The following is a 15,024-nucleotide window of genomic DNA, read 5'->3' on the forward strand; positions in this document are numbered from 1 at the left end:
CAAGCTAATGTAAAAAACTTTGGTAAAAGATATTGAAAAGGTTATTTTTTTTAAACAAGAAAAACGATATTTGTAAAAAATACAACAGCAACTTGCTATGCAAAAACACAGTACCTTAGGTGAGTATATAATTGGACATCAAAAGCAATTTAAATACTCATCTGGTGAGCTCTCACGATTAATAAATTCTATACGTTTAGCGGCAAAAGTGGTAAACCACGAAGTAAACAAAGCTGGTTTGGTAGATATTTTAGGTGAAGCTGGCGATACTAATATACAAGGTGAAGATCAACAAAAATTAGACGTATATGCTAATGAGATCTTTATGAAAAAGCTAACCAAGCGGCAAATTGTTTGTGGTATAGCGAGTGAGGAAGAAGATGACTTTGTAGCCATTTCTGGGAATGATGAAAAGAACAACAACAAATATGTTGTATTAATTGACCCTCTTGATGGTTCTTCTAATATTGATGTAAATGTATCTGTAGGAACTATTTTTTCTGTTTACAGAAGAGTTACTCCGGTTGGTACACCAGTACAAAAAGAGGATTTTTTACAAAAAGGAAATAAACAAGTAGCTGCCGGTTATATAGTATATGGAACTTCTACTATGCTTGTCTACACAACAGGTCATGGGGTAAATGGATTTACGCTAAACCCGGCAATTGGAACTTTTTATTTATCACATCCTGATATGAAATTTCCTGAAGATGGAAATATCTATTCTATAAATGAAGGATACTATGTGCATTTTCCTCAAGGGGTAAAAGATTATTTAAAATATTGTCAGGCAGAAGAAGGCGATCGTCCATATAAAGCACGTTATATTGGGTCTCTGGTTTCTGATTTTCATAGAAATATGATCAAAGGAGGTGTTTATATTTACCCAACAAGTTCGAAAGCTCCAAAAGGAAAATTACGGCTACTTTATGAATGTAACCCTATGGCATTTTTAGCTGAACAGGCTGGAGGAAAAGCAACAGATGGTTACATGAGAATAATGGATATTAAGCCAACCGAATTACATCAGCGTGTTCCTTTCTTTTGTGGAAGTAAAAATATGGTTGATGACGCTCAACGTTTTATGGCTAAGTACCCTGAAGATGCTAATTACTAGCTAAGCTTTTTAATCGATGACTAGCCATGTACCCTTTGTAACTCTCAGGAATTGTATCTTCAGAAAGTAAACACCCTTTAGTCACATAAGGATATATTTCGTCGTATTTAGCAACGGTATTCATACCAACTCTTCTATTTATATGCTCTCTTTTAATTTCATAAGGGCTATTTAAACCAGAAGCAGCTACCATTTCTAAAAAACTATGTATTGTTTCTTCATGGTAATTAGCAGCTCTTGGTGCTTTATCTTCTACTACCAAACCTTTCATTAATGATTTATCTTGAGTTGCAATACCAACAGGGCACGTGTTATTATTACATTGTAAAGCTTGTATACAACCAATAGATAACATCATTGCTCTAGCACTATTACAAGCATCTGCGCCTAAAGCAATTGCTCTAGCCATGTGAAAGCCTGTAATTATTTTACCCGCAGCAATTAATTTAATCTCCTTTTTAAGATCAAACCCTACTAAAGTATCGTGTACAAAAACGAGTCCTTCCCGTAAAGGCATCCCAATAGAATTTGAGAATTCAACAGGTGCTGCTCCAGTACCTCCTTCACCACCATCAACAGCTATAAAGTCAGGAGTAATTCCTGTAGTTAGCATAGCTTTACAGATATCTATGAACTCTTGCTTTTTACCAACACACAACTTAAACCCAACAGGTTTTCCACCAGAAAGATCACGTAATTTTTTAATAAACTTTAAGAGACCATCAGCATCAGAAAATGCGGTATGTGCTGGTGGTGAATGTACAGCCACACCGGCTTTTACATGTCTTATTTTTGCTATTTCTTCTGTATTTTTTTTGGCTGGTAAAATTCCTCCATGGCCTGGTTTTGCGCCTTGAGACAGCTTCAATTCTATCATCTTTACTTCAGGTCTTGTTGCATTTTTTTGGTAACCCTCTTCGCTAAAATTTCCATGTTCATCTCTACAACCAAAATAACCTGTACCAACTTGCCAAATAAGATCACCTCCATACTTTAAATGATACGGACTTACACCACCCTCGCCAGTATTGTGAGCAAATTCGCCAATTTTTGCTCCCTTATTTAATGCCATCACCGCATTTTTGCTTAATGATCCAAAACTCATCGCAGAAATGTTTAATAAACTAGAAGAATAAGGTTGCTTGCAATCTTTCCCACCTATTATTACTCTTGGAAATTCACCTATTTCTTTAGTACTATTTTTGGCATACATTGAATGGTCCATCCATTCGTAACCCGAACGATACACATTCATCTGCGTACCAAAAGGTGCAGTATCATTTACCTTTTTAGAGCGTTGGTATATTAATGACCTAAAAATTCTATTTAATGGTCTACCTTCGGTATCAGTCTCGACAAAATACTGCATGATCTCAGGGCGGATAGATTCCAGTGCATAACGAAAGCGTCCTAATAATGGAAAATTACGTCGTATTGTATGTTTAGTTTGCAACACATCATACCATCCCATAAAAAAAAGTGGAGCAACAAGAATGAAACTCCATAAGATAGGTTTCCAAAAAAAAGAAACTCCAATAATAGAAGCCACAGTTACAAGAGATAAAAGAATAAATTGTTCACGAACTTTCATACATTAAAATTTGAGGTTAAATTTAATAAAATGATTTGATCAAAATGATATTAGTAAGAATCATATCTTTGGGAAAATTTTGTACATGGGAATCATTGAGGTAAAAAATATTAGAGTCTATGCTTATCATGGTTGTTTAGATGAAGAAGGAAAAATAGGCTCAGATTATCGTGTAGATCTTGCAATAAGAGCTGACCTTTCAAAATCTGCAAAATCTGATAAATTAAATGACACTGTAGATTATGTTCATTTAAACAAAATTGTAAAAGAAGAAATGGCAGTGCGTACAAAATTATTAGAAACTGTGGCTGATAAAATTTTAGAAAGAATCTTAAAAGAAATAGCTTTAGTTAAAAAAGCAACTGTTGAAGTTTCTAAGTTAAATCCTCCTATCGGAGGCAATGTAGCCATGGTTACTATTAAAATGTCTAAGAAGCGATAATAGTTAGCATTTTTATTGTGTAAAAAGTTAATTTACTTAAATTTGTAGCCCGTTAAAAAAGGCGTCGTGGCCGAGTGGCTAGGCTGGGCTCTGCAAAAGCTCCTACAGCGGTTCGAATCCGCTCGACGCCTCTAAAACCTCATCGAATGATGAGGTTTTTTCTTTTCTTTAACAATTATTTAGCTTATTTTCAGCATATTTGTAAACTTTTTGCAAAAAAATGACGATTTATCCTATAGAAACAGGAAACTTTAAGTTAGATGGTGGTGCTATGTTCGGAGTGGTTCCTAAATCTTTATGGCAACGTACAAATCCTGCTGATAATAATAATATGATCGATATGAGTATGCGTTGCATGCTTATAGAGGTTGGTAATCGTTTGATTTTAATTGATACTGGTTTAGGTTCAAAACAATCTGATAAATTCTTTAGCTATTATTATCTTTTCGGAGATTTTTCCTTAGATACTTCTTTAGCTAAACATGGTTTTCATCGTGATGATATTACTGATGTTTTTCTAACACATTTACATTTTGATCATTGTGGTGCTAGCATTCAGTGGAATAAGGATAAAACAGGTTACGAACCCGCTTTTAAAAATGCAAAATTTTGGAGTAATACGAATCATTGGCAATGGGCTGTAGAGCCAAATGCTCGTGAAAAAGCATCCTTTTTAAAAGAAAATATTCTGCCTATAGAAGAAAGTGGCCAATTAAATTTTGTTTCACTTCCTGATAAAGATTATCAAGAAAATTCTGAATTGGGATTTGGCATTTTATTTGTAGATGGTCATACAGAAAAACAAATGTTGCCACACATTAACTATAAAGGGAAAACAATAGTTTTTACTGCAGATCTGATACCAACAGTTGGGCATATACCGCTACCTTATGTAATGGGTTATGATACCAGACCTTTAATAACGATGAATGAAAAATCAAAGTTCTTAAATACTGCTGCTGATAACGAATATTATCTATTCTTAGAGCACGATGCAATGAATGAGCTTTGTACAGTAAAACACAGTGAAAAAGGCGTAAGACTAAAAAACACACATACATTTAACGAAATATTTAATTAATAATAATAATGAAGATGAGGATTTTAAAATCAATTTCGGTTGCAGTAATGGCGACTATTATTTTAGCTAGTTGTGCTTCTGCAAAAACAACTACACAAACAACAACGCAACAGAGCACATCGGAAATTCCTAAAACACCAGAAGGGCAGCCTATTGTAAATGAAACTCCTTTTATTGGAGTGAAAATAGTAGCTAAAAAAGGTGAAATGACTGAGGCAGAAATACAATCTTGGCCACATATGGATATTTACAAAGATTCTGTGCCTGGTATGAGTTTAGCTAAAGCCTATGATTTTTTAAGTGGGAAAACTGGAAAAACTGTAATTGTTGGAGTAATTGATTCGGGTATAGATGTAGAACACGAAGACTTAAAAGATGTCGTATGGATAAATGAAGATGAGGTAGCTAATAATGGAAAAGATGATGATGGAAACGGTTATGTTGATGATATATATGGTTGGAATTTTCTAGGTGGAGAAAAAGGACAAGCGAATCCTGAGCAGTTAGAATTAACTCGCATTGTTAAAAAATGGATGCCTCGTTTTGATGGAAAATCGGCTGATCGAATTACAGAAGAAGATAAAGCTGACTTCGAACTTTACACAAAACTAAAGAAAATAGTAGACGACAAAAACTCAAATGCATATAATCAAGTAGCTCAGTACTCTGCAATAAAAGAGTTTGTTGCTAAGGCTAATGATACTATTGTGAAAATTTTGGGTAAAAAAGACTACTCTTTAGAAGAAGTAAACGGTATTACATTGGTAGATCAAGAACTAATGCAAGGCAAAATGATTATGATGAAAATTTTAGACTCTGGTTCTAGTGCAGAAGAAGCTGATAAAGAATTACAGGGCATCGTAGATCATTATTCTAATCAATTAAACGCTCAATACAAAGTAGATTTTAATGGTAGACTGGCTGGTGATAACCCTAATGACATTAATGATAAAAATTATGGCAACGGTTATGTGATCGGTTCTAAAGATGATGAAAGCCATGGTACTCATGTCTCTGGAATCATTGCTGCAAAGCGCAACAATAATATCGGTATGAACGGTGCCGCTCATAATGTTAAAATTATGGCAATTCGTGCAGTACCAGATGGTGATGAGTACGATAAAGATGTTGCACTTGCTATTCGATACGCGGTAGATAATGGTGCTAAAGTGGTTAATATGAGCTTTGGTAAAAGTTATTCACCAGATGCTGAATGGGTTTTTGAAGCTATTAAATATGCAGCAGATAAAGATGTATTGTTAGTGCATGCAGCCGGTAATGATGCTAGTGATTTTGATGTTGATGACAACTTTCCGAATGATTCTAAAGATAAGAATGTAGAAATTTCTGATAATGTATTAACTATAGGTTCTATGACGCGTAATTATAATGAAAACCTAGTATCTTCTTTTTCTAATTATGGGAAAAAAAATGTAGACATTTTTGCGCCAGGTTCAGAAATCTACTCTGCATTCCCTAAAGATTCTTACGAATCTATTCAAGGTACATCAATGGCTGCCCCTCAGGTTGCTGGTGTTGCTGCTTTAATTCGTTCATATTATCCTACTTTAACCGCTAAGCAGGTTAAAAAGATTATTATGGATTCTGGTATTCAATATGATGGTGAGGTAATTTTACCAGGTAGTAAAACAGATAAAGTAAAGTTTAGCGAATTATCAGTTTCGGGTAAAATTTTAAATGCATATAATGCTTTAAAAATGGCAGAAAAGCTTGCTAAAAAATCATAGTTTCGCTTAAAGCGGAAAAATTAAAAAAGCGCGCTCAAATCGAGCGTGCTTTTTTTGGTATCAAAGTTGATATTGGTATCTTGCAACAGTAAATTTTTAAGAATGAAAAATATACTACTTTCAATAGCAACCCTTATAGCATTTTCATTAAATGCACAAAATACCAGTTACTGGCAACAGCATGTTGATTACACTATGGAAATCGATATGAATGTTAAAAATTTTCAGTACGATGGTAAACAAAAAATAGTTTACACCAATAATTCACCAGATACTTTAGATAAGGTATTTTATCATTTATTCTTTAATGCTTTTCAACCAGAGAGCGAAATGGATATTAGATTGCAGACCGTTGCTGACCCTAGTCCGAAAATGGTGAACAATGTAGGTTCGGTAGATAAACCAGTCTTTGAAAGTAGAATTTCTAAATTAAAACCAAATGAAATAGGTTTTATAAAAGTGAAATCTCTAAAACAAGATGGTGTAGCTATAAAACATGAAACTATAGGTACGATTCTAAAAGTAACATTGAGCAAACCTATTTTACCAGGAGAGAAAGTAATTTTCGATATGACTTTTAAAGGTCAAGTGCCTGTTCATATTCGTCGTTCGGGTAGAAATAATAAAGAAGGGGTCGCTTTGTCTATGGCGCAGTGGTATCCTAAACTAGTTGAATATGATTTTGAAGGCTGGCATGCAAGCCAATATATTGGCAGAGAATTTCATGGTGTTTGGGGTGATTTTGATGTGAAAATTAGTATTGATAAAGATTATGTGATTGGCGGAAGTGGGTATTTACAAAATCCTAATGAAATTGGTCATGGTTATGAAACTGGAAAGATTGTTAGACCTAAAGGAGACAAATTAACATGGCATTTTAAAGCACCTAAAGTTCATGATTTTACTTGGGCAGCCGATCCAGAATATATTCATGATAAAATAAAAGGTGAAAATGATGTAACGTTGCACTTTTTATATAAAAAGACCTTAGCCAAAGAATACTTAAAAAACTGGAAAGAGCTGCAGCCTAAAACTGTCGAATTATTGGCTTTCTTTAATAAAAATATTGGGCAGTATCCTTACAAACAATATTCTGTGATTCAAGCTGGTGATGGTGGTATGGAGTATGCCATGTGTACCTTAATTACAGGTGAACGTAATTTTGGTAGCCTAGTCGGTGTTACTTCCCACGAATTGGCACATACTTGGTTTCAATTTTTACTAGCAACAAATGAACAAAAACATGAGTGGATGGATGAAGGGTTTACTACTTACATTTCAAATTTAGCTGTAAATAAAGTACTGCAGCAGAATAAGACAAATCCAAACGAAGGATCTTACAGCAGTTATTTTAAGCTTGCTAAATCTGGAGTTGAAGAACCACAAGCTATGCATGCAGATAGATACCTTTATAATTATTCTTATGGCACTTCAGCATATAGTAAAGGGGCCTTATTTTTAGCCCAATTAGGATATATTATTGGTGAAGAAAATTTACAGAAAACCATTAAAAAATATTTTGAAGATTTTAAATTTAAGCATCCAACGCCTAATGATATTAAGCGTACGGCAGAAAAAGTATCTGGTCTACAGTTAGATTGGTATTTAAATTATTGGACACAAAGTACTAATGTAATAGACTATGGAGTCGATAAAATTGACGGTAAAAATGTATCTCTAAAGCGTAATGGAAATTTACCAATGCCGATTGATTTAAAAGTTACCTATACTGACGGAACTGTAGAAAACTTCTACATACCATTAAGAATGCTACTTGGTCAAAAACCTACAGAAGCTACTGTAATAAACGACTGGTCTTGGGTACAGCCTAACTATACTTTTACTGCTAAAAAAGAAGTGCAGTCTGTAGAAATAGATCCTGAAAATAGAATGGCAGATCTAAATAAAAATAATAATACTAAGTCTATAGAAGTTTCAAAAATTAAAGGATAAATTATACATCTATAATAAAAAAAAGCCGCTCAATGAGCGGCTTTTTTTTATTATATTTTTGTCATTCCATACTTGATACGGAATCTAGCTAATATATAAAATAGATTCCTGCCTTCGCAGGAATAACAAATTAGGTTTTAGATTGCTCCTAAAATATCGTCAACACTAGCTCTCTTTTTATAATCTGGGTCAAAATGAGCATAGATAATTTCTCCCTCTTTATTAATTACATAAGTAGCAGGCACAGGTAATTTTGCTTCACCAGTTGCATTATTTTCTGGTATAGAAACTTTTAGCATTTCATTTACCTTACCAACATAACCATCAGTTACACCAAAATCTACATCAAAAGCTTTTTGTAGACTACCATCAGTATCAGATACAATCGTAAAGTTTGCCTTAGAAGCATCATTTGCCTTTGTAATACCTTCCTCAGTTTCTGGAGTTATAGCTATTAACTTAATGCCTCTATCTTCTAATTCTTTAGCTCTAGTTGCAAACTCTGCTAAGTGCTTGCTACAATAAGGACACCAATAACCTCTGTAAAAAATAACTGCTATATTTTGGTCTTTATAAAGGTCTGCCAATGCAACTTGCTTACCATCTATTGTTAGATTAACTTCTGGTGCTTTTGATCCTTTAGCAAGACCTTTTGGAGCATCGTCATCTTTCATACCATAACTAGCATAATCTACTTTTGGTTCTTCTTTTGTTACCTCTACAACTTCTTCTTTTTTAGGTTCTACAGGTTTTTCTTCCTTTTTTTTACATGCAATTACACTTACTAATGCAACTAGCATAAATAATTTTTTCATTTTGATTGTGAATTTAATTAAGTTAACTATTAGTGAGCTAAGTCGCATAAGAAATTAAGACCTTTCATAGATTATAATTTATTTTGTTACTTAATCAAATTTCTTCGAACTTCGCTTATCTGTCGCTAAATGGAATTAAACTCCTCTTAGCTTAATCGTTAGAGCACATTCAGCTGAAGCTGACTTATGTTGCTACGTGCTTTGCACTCTCACCCCACAAGTGAAATGTGCTCTAACGACCTGCTAAACCAAATTGCTTAAGTCAATATCTACTAACAACAGCTCCTGCTGACGCACTCAAGTGCTTAACGTGCAATAACAGTAGCTAAAAGCAATTTGATACTGCATTTTTTATTCCCAATAACCAGAATTTGGCAAATAACGGTAGCATACTACCTATTTGACGAATCATTATTAGATCTTAATAGGAAGTCATATATCTAATAATGATTACCCAAATTCTTTATATTTACTCAAAAAATACAGAACTGCGTTTAGCAGGTCGATAAGCGAAACATAAAATTTTAAGCATAAAAAAACCCAAACGTTGATATTTGGGTTTTAAAATTTATAGATTTCGATACAATCTCAACATAGTTGAGATCACTCAATTTGACAGTTATTACTTCAATGTTTTCTTAACAGCTACTTCTTGGTAGGCTTCAATAATATCTAGTTCTTTAATATCATTGTAGTTTTTGATCTGCATACCACAATCGTACCCTTTAGCAACTTCTTTAACATCGTCTTTAAATCGTTTTAAAGAAGCTAATTCACCTGTAAAGACAACTACGCCTTCTCTAATAATTCTAATTCTAGAATTTCTAAAGATCTTACCATCAGTTACCATACAACCAGCTATTGTACCTATCTTAGAAATCTTATAGGTCTCTCTAATTTCAGCATTACCCGTAATCTCCTCTTTCATCTCTGGTGATAACATACCTTCCATAGCATCTTTAACATCATTAATTACATCATAAATAATTGAGTAATTTCTGATATCAATTTCTTCTTTATCTGCTAAGGTTCTTGCACTACCAGATGGCCTTACATTAAACCCAACTATAATAGCATCTGAAGCCGATGCTAGTAACACATCTGATTCTGTAATGGCACCAACCGCTTTATGAATAATATTCACCTGAATTTCTTCGGTAGATAACTTCTGTAATGAATCTGTTAATGCTTCTACTGAACCATCTACATCACCTTTAAGGATAATATTCAATTCTTGGAAATCACCTAAGGCAATACGTCTACCAATTTCATCAAGTGTAATATGACGTTGTGTTCTCACTGACTGCTCACGTTGTAACTGAGAACGTTTAGACGCAATTTGTTTCGCTTCACGCTCATCATCCAACACATTGAACTTATCACCTGCCTGCGGAGCACCATCTAATCCTAAGATTGAAACTGGTGTTGAAGGCCCTGCTTCTTCTAATGAATTACCACGCTCATCGTGCATCGCTTTTACTTTACCACTATTCTTTCCGGCAAGCATAAAATCACCGATACGTAAGGTACCTGCTTCAACTAAAATAGTAGAAACATAACCTTTACCTTTATCTAATAAAGCTTCTACAACAGTACCAATTGCATTTTTAGAAGGATTTGCTGTTAACTCTAATAACTCAGCCTCTAGTAATACTTTTTCCAATAATTCATCAACACCTTGTCCTGTTTTTGCAGAAACATCATGAGATTGAACTTTACCACCCCAATCTTCTACTAACAAGTTCATACCTGCCAATTCTTCTTTCACTTTATCAGGATTGGCGTCTGGTTTATCAATTTTATTGATTGCAAAAACAATTGGTACACTAGCAGCTTGCGCATGACTAATTGCTTCTTTTGTTTGAGGCATTATTGAATCATCAGCTGCAATTACAATAATAACCAAATCGGTTACTTGAGCACCACGAGCACGCATCGCTGTAAAGGCTTCGTGACCAGGTGTATCTAAAAATGTGATTTTTTGACCATCTTTTAGCTCAACCGCATATGCGCCAATGTGTTGTGTAATTCCACCTGATTCACCAGCAATTACATTTGCATTACGGATGTAATCTAGTAACGATGTTTTACCATGATCTACGTGACCCATTACGGTAACAATCGGAGCTCTTGGTTGTAAATCTCCTTCTTCATCAACTATTTCTTCTATTGCCTCTTCTACTTCTGCACTTACAAATTCAACTTCGTAACCAAACTCTTCGGCAACAATAGATAAGGTTTCTGCATCTAATCGTTGATTCATGGTTACCATCATCCCTAAAGACATACAAGCAGAGATTACTTGTGTAACAGCAACATCCATCATCGTTGCAACTTCACTAACTGTAACAAATTCTGTTACTTTTAATGTTTTACTTTCTGCTGCTTGTAATTCTAAATCTACTTCAGTTTGTTGACGGTGAGCATCTCTTTTCTCTCTTCTATATTTTGCTCCTTTACCTTTTTTAGATTTTCCTTGAAGTTTTTCTAAAGTTTCGCGTACCTGTTTTTGGATTTCTTCTTCAGATGGCTCTTCTTTAACAACGGCTTTTCTACCTCTACCTGCATTATTACCTCTGTTATCATTTCTTCCTCTAAAGTTATTTCCTCCTCCACGCTGTCCGCCTCCTTGGTTAAAGTTTACGGGCTTACTGATACGTTTTCTTTTCTTCTTATTTGCTTCAGATTCAGCTTTCTTTTTATCTTCTGGCTTTTTCTTTGGCTTTTCGAATTGCTTTAAGTCAATCTTTTCACCTACTTGCTTTGGTCCAGATAATTTTTTATACTTAGTTTCTATTTTTTCTGGCTCAACTTCCTCAACTTCTTCAACTTCTTCGGCCTTAGCTTCTTTCTTTTTAGTTTCTACTTCTTTTTTAGGAGTTTCAACTTTAGCTTTAGGTTCTTCTTTTTTAACTGGTGCTTCTGCTTCTTCTTTTTTGGTAGATTTCTTTTCTTCAAGGTCGATCTTGCCAACAGTTTTTAGTCCAGATAGTTTCTCACTCTCAGTTTTAAAAATTTCTTTTTTGGCTTCTTCTTCTAACCGTTTCTTCTCAAGTTCTTTTTCTTGAGCAATTCGAAGTGCTTCTTTTTCTTTTCGCTTTTCTTCACCAACCTCACGTGAAGCTACCTTCTTACTTTTATCGGTTTGAAATTCGTCTAAGAGTACATTATATATTTCATCAGAAATCTTAGTTGTTGGTCTAGCCTCTATCTCAAAACCTTGTTTTGTTAGATGCTCAACAGCTCTATCTAATGAAATATTTAATTCTCTTAAAACTTTATTTAGCCTCAATGTAGCCATATAATACTATAATTTTTCTTCTTATTTTTTGTATTCTAATTAAGATTAATCTTCAAATTCTTCTTTTAAAATACGCTGAACATCAATAATTGTTTCTTCTTCTAAATCTGTTCTTTTTACCAAGTCGTTCACGTCTTGATCTAAAACGCCACGAGCAGTATCTAAACCTATTTTCTTAAATTCTTGAATTACCCATGCTTCTATCTCATCAGTAAATTCAGTTAATTCTACATCTTCGTCTTCAATGCCTTCACGTTGAACATCTAGCTCGTAGCCTGTTAATTGACTAGCTAAACGAATATTAACTCCACCTTTACCAATTGCTTTTGAAACCTCTTCTGGTTTTAAATATACATCGACGCGAGGTTTTTCTCCTTCAGCGGCTTCTTTAATTTCCATAGACGCTACTTTAGCAGGGCTCAACGCTCTCGCAATAAATATTTTATCGTTTTTTGTATAGTTGATCACGTCTATATTTTCATTGCCTAACTCTCGAACGATACCATGTATACGAGAACCCTTCATACCAACACAAGCTCCAACAGGATCAATTCTATCATCGTAAGAATCTACAGCAATTTTTGCTTTTTCACCCGGTATACGTGCTACTCTTTCTATAGTAATTAAACCGTCAAACACCTCAGGAATTTCTTGTTCAAATAATTTAGTTAAGAACTCTGGTGATGTTCTTGATAGAATAATTGCTGGTTTATTTCCTCTTAACTCAACTGATTTTATAATACCTCTTACAGATTCTCCTTTACGGAAATAGTCAGATTTTATTTGCTCACTTTTAGGTAAAATGATCTCATTACCTTCATCGTCTAACAAAATTACCGCGTTATGACGAATGTGATGTACTTCTGCACTATAAATTTCACCTTCAAGATCCTTAAATTGTTTAAATACATTCGTATTATCATGCTCATGAATCTTAGATATAAGATTTTGGCGTAAAGCTAAAATAGCTCTTCTACCTAGATCTACTAATTTAACCTCTTCAGAGACATCTTCTCCAACTTCAAAATCAGGTTCTATCTTACGTGCTTCTGTTAATGTAATTTCTTCGTTTGGCTCTTCTACTTCGCCATCTTCTACCACTACTCTATTTCTCCAAATTTCTAAATCTCCTTTATCAGGATTTATAATGATGTCGAAATTTTCATCAGAACCGTACTTCCTTTTTAATGCAGCTCTAAACACATCTTCAAGTATTGCCATTAGGGTAACCCTATCTATACTTTTATCGTCTTTAAATTCTGAAAAAGATTCAATTAATGCGATGTTTTCCATTTCATTCTTAAATTAAAAATTTATTTTCACTTTTGCTTGTTTAATATCTATATATTTTATTGTTGCTTCTTTAACAACAGTAACTTTTCCTTTTCCAACTGGTTTTGGTTCTCTAGCTTTCCATTCTAATACAATCTCATCATTATTAGCACTAGCAAGTTTGCCTTCAAAACTTTCAGTTTCAGTTTTCACCTTTAAGGTTCTGCCAATATTTTTTTTATACTGCCTATTATTTACTAAAGGTTCAGTGGCTCCTGGTGAAGTAACCTCTAGAGAAAAATCTTCTTCTTCTCTATCTAAATTGTGTTCTACATGACGACTGATACGTATACATTCCTTTAACGGAACACCATCGTCACCATCTACAACAACAATAATTTTATTATCTGCAGAAAATTTAAGGTCGATTAAAAACAATCGTTCGTTCTCTAAAATTGCTTCGTCTACTAAATTTTTAACCGTTACTTGGTTCATTTTTTGTATAAAAAGAGGGGACTTTCCGTCCCCTCCTATTTCTATTACCTTTATTTTCGCTGCAAATATACAAACTAATTTTTATACTTACAACTTAAGTTTGTGTTGTTAATATTAGTATATTTATACAGCTAACATTAAATCAACTAATTATGAATCGAATTTTAGTTCCGGTTGACTTTTCCGATCAGGCAAAATACGCATGTAAAGTAGCAGCTAGTATTGCTAAAAAAACCAATAGCGAAGTAATTTTATTACATATGTTTGACGTACCCTCTCAAACTATTGATCCTGGCAATTCAAGTAATACTAGTGGAGGTGCTCAGGCCATTTATTATATGAAAGGTGTGCATAAAAAATTTGAAGAATTTATGGCCCTCCCTTTTTTTGACGGTGTAACAGTAAAAGAAGATGTTCGGTTCCATAAAACATTTGAAGGAGTAATAGAAGAAAGCAAAAAGCTTGACGTAGATCTAATTGTAATGGGGTCGCAAGGCGCTACTGGTTTAAAAGAAATGTTTGTTGGCTCTAATACAGAAAAAGTTGTGCGGCACTCTCACATACCTGTACTAGTTATTAAACAGGATATAGATAATTTTGATGCTAAAAATATTGTTTTTGCTTCAGACTTTAGTGATGAAAGTAAAAAAACGTTTCCAAATGTGATTGAATATGCTAATATTTTTGGTGCTAAACTACATTTACTTTTTATAAATACCATCTCTAACTTTAAATCTACAAAAAAAATAAATGAAAGAATGGCAGCATTTGTAGATGGTTTTAATGTCGAAAATTACACTTTAAATATCTATAGTGATAAAACAATTGAGGAAGGTATTTTAAATTTCTCAAGTGAGCTGGATGCGGATATAATAGCCATAAACACTCATAAACGAAGTGGTTTATATCAACTTTTTAGTAGCCATATAGGTAAAGACTTGGCAAATCATGCTTTACGTCCGGTAATGACTTTTAAAATATAAAAAAAGCTCTCATTTCTGAGAGCTTTTTGTTGGCCCACAAGGACTCGAACCTTGAATGACGGTACCAAAAACCGGAGTGTTACCATTACACCATGGGCCAATGCGGGTGCAAATTTAATTCAATCTTTTTATTCAGCAAATATTTTTTATAAAAAATTCAGAGATACTTTTAACACAAATTTAATAACGACAAGAGCTTCTACACACAATAATTCGCCTGTATTAA

General features: G+C 33.8%; 11 protein-coding genes and 2 tRNA genes. 7 read left to right on the plus strand and 6 right to left on the minus strand.

Annotation, left to right across the window (positions count from 1 at the left end; translation table 11 throughout):
• Positions 1-97 precede the first annotated feature (97 nt).
• Positions 98-1,117, plus strand: coding sequence for a class 1 fructose-bisphosphatase (fbp, locus tag AC3IF2_RS10640; protein ID WP_489167145.1), 1,020 nt, complete (start codon positions 98-100; stop codon positions 1,115-1,117).
• On the opposite strand, the gene AC3IF2_RS10645 is transcribed toward fbp, so the two are convergent.
• The gene (locus AC3IF2_RS10645; protein ID WP_489167147.1) at positions 1,107-2,708 is read right to left on the minus strand and encodes an FMN-binding glutamate synthase family protein; all 1,602 of its coding nucleotides are present in this window, start codon (positions 2,706-2,708) and stop codon (positions 1,107-1,109) included. The genes fbp and AC3IF2_RS10645 overlap by 11 nt on opposite strands.
• Before the next feature lie 85 nt (positions 2,709-2,793).
• Between AC3IF2_RS10645 and folB the strand changes: the two genes are divergently transcribed.
• From folB to AC3IF2_RS10670, 5 genes are all read left to right on the plus strand, one after another.
• The gene (folB, locus tag AC3IF2_RS10650; protein ID WP_489167149.1) at positions 2,794-3,150 is read left to right on the plus strand and encodes a dihydroneopterin aldolase; all 357 of its coding nucleotides are present in this window, start codon (positions 2,794-2,796) and stop codon (positions 3,148-3,150) included.
• A 60-nt stretch (positions 3,151-3,210) separates the two neighbouring features.
• A tRNA-Cys gene (locus AC3IF2_RS10655) sits at positions 3,211-3,281 on the plus strand.
• 89 nt (positions 3,282-3,370) lie between these two features.
• A complete protein-coding gene (locus tag AC3IF2_RS10660; RefSeq protein ID WP_489167151.1) occupies positions 3,371-4,231 on the plus strand; it encodes an MBL fold metallo-hydrolase in 861 nt (286 codons plus the stop codon).
• 14 nt (positions 4,232-4,245) lie between these two features.
• Positions 4,246-5,979 (plus strand): S8 family peptidase, encoded by a 1,734-nt coding sequence (locus AC3IF2_RS10665; RefSeq protein WP_489167153.1) that lies wholly within the window; start codon positions 4,246-4,248, stop codon positions 5,977-5,979.
• A gap of 102 nt (positions 5,980-6,081) precedes the next feature.
• A complete protein-coding gene (locus tag AC3IF2_RS10670; protein ID WP_489167155.1) occupies positions 6,082-7,932 on the plus strand; it encodes a M1 family metallopeptidase in 1,851 nt (616 codons plus the stop codon).
• Positions 7,933-8,069: 137 nt separating this feature from the next.
• Here the strand turns inward: AC3IF2_RS10670 and AC3IF2_RS10675 are convergent, their stop codons facing one another.
• The 4 genes from AC3IF2_RS10675 to rimP form a co-directional block, all read right to left on the minus strand.
• Positions 8,070-8,747, minus strand: a complete 678-nt coding sequence (locus AC3IF2_RS10675; protein ID WP_489167157.1) for a peroxiredoxin-like family protein — start codon at positions 8,745-8,747, stop codon at positions 8,070-8,072.
• Positions 8,748-9,369: 622 nt separating this feature from the next.
• Complete coding sequence (infB, locus tag AC3IF2_RS10680; protein WP_489167159.1) at positions 9,370-12,048, minus strand: translation initiation factor IF-2; 2,679 nt, start codon at positions 12,046-12,048, stop codon at positions 9,370-9,372.
• Positions 12,049-12,093: 45 nt separating this feature from the next.
• The gene (gene nusA, locus AC3IF2_RS10685) at positions 12,094-13,341 is read right to left on the minus strand and encodes a transcription termination factor NusA (protein WP_489167161.1); all 1,248 of its coding nucleotides are present in this window, start codon (positions 13,339-13,341) and stop codon (positions 12,094-12,096) included.
• Positions 13,342-13,353: 12 nt separating this feature from the next.
• The gene (rimP, locus tag AC3IF2_RS10690; RefSeq protein WP_489167163.1) at positions 13,354-13,815 is read right to left on the minus strand and encodes a ribosome assembly cofactor RimP; all 462 of its coding nucleotides are present in this window, start codon (positions 13,813-13,815) and stop codon (positions 13,354-13,356) included.
• A 152-nt stretch (positions 13,816-13,967) separates the two neighbouring features.
• Between rimP and AC3IF2_RS10695 the strand changes: the two genes are divergently transcribed.
• Positions 13,968-14,798 (plus strand): universal stress protein, encoded by an 831-nt coding sequence (locus AC3IF2_RS10695; protein WP_489167164.1) that lies wholly within the window; start codon positions 13,968-13,970, stop codon positions 14,796-14,798.
• Between the two features lie 29 nt (positions 14,799-14,827).
• Here the strand turns inward: AC3IF2_RS10695 and AC3IF2_RS10700 are convergent.
• Positions 14,828-14,898 (minus strand) — tRNA-Gln (locus AC3IF2_RS10700).
• Between the last annotated feature and the right edge of the window lie 126 nt (positions 14,899-15,024).

This window comes from Maritimimonas rapanae, from assembly GCF_057837205.1.

Bases quoted from the DNA above. Each gene is read 5' to 3' on its own strand.
- infB (WP_489167159.1), bottom strand. From the start codon at position 12,048: ATGGCTACATTGAGGCTAAATAAAGTTTTAAGAGAATTAAATATTTCA.
- fbp (WP_489167145.1), top strand. From the start codon at position 98: ATGCAAAAACACAGTACCTTAGGTGAGTATATAATTGGACATCAAAAG.
- AC3IF2_RS10675 (WP_489167157.1), bottom strand. From the start codon at position 8,747: ATGAAAAAATTATTTATGCTAGTTGCATTAGTAAGTGTAATTGCATGT.
- AC3IF2_RS10695 (WP_489167164.1), top strand. From the start codon at position 13,968: ATGAATCGAATTTTAGTTCCGGTTGACTTTTCCGATCAGGCAAAATAC.
- nusA (WP_489167161.1), bottom strand. From the start codon at position 13,341: ATGGAAAACATCGCATTAATTGAATCTTTTTCAGAATTTAAAGACGAT.
- AC3IF2_RS10665 (WP_489167153.1), top strand. From the start codon at position 4,246: ATGAGGATTTTAAAATCAATTTCGGTTGCAGTAATGGCGACTATTATT.
- AC3IF2_RS10645 (WP_489167147.1), bottom strand. From the start codon at position 2,708: ATGAAAGTTCGTGAACAATTTATTCTTTTATCTCTTGTAACTGTGGCT.
- AC3IF2_RS10670 (WP_489167155.1), top strand. From the start codon at position 6,082: ATGAAAAATATACTACTTTCAATAGCAACCCTTATAGCATTTTCATTA.
- folB (WP_489167149.1), top strand. From the start codon at position 2,794: ATGGGAATCATTGAGGTAAAAAATATTAGAGTCTATGCTTATCATGGT.
- AC3IF2_RS10660 (WP_489167151.1), top strand. From the start codon at position 3,371: ATGACGATTTATCCTATAGAAACAGGAAACTTTAAGTTAGATGGTGGT.
- rimP (WP_489167163.1), bottom strand. From the start codon at position 13,815: ATGAACCAAGTAACGGTTAAAAATTTAGTAGACGAAGCAATTTTAGAG.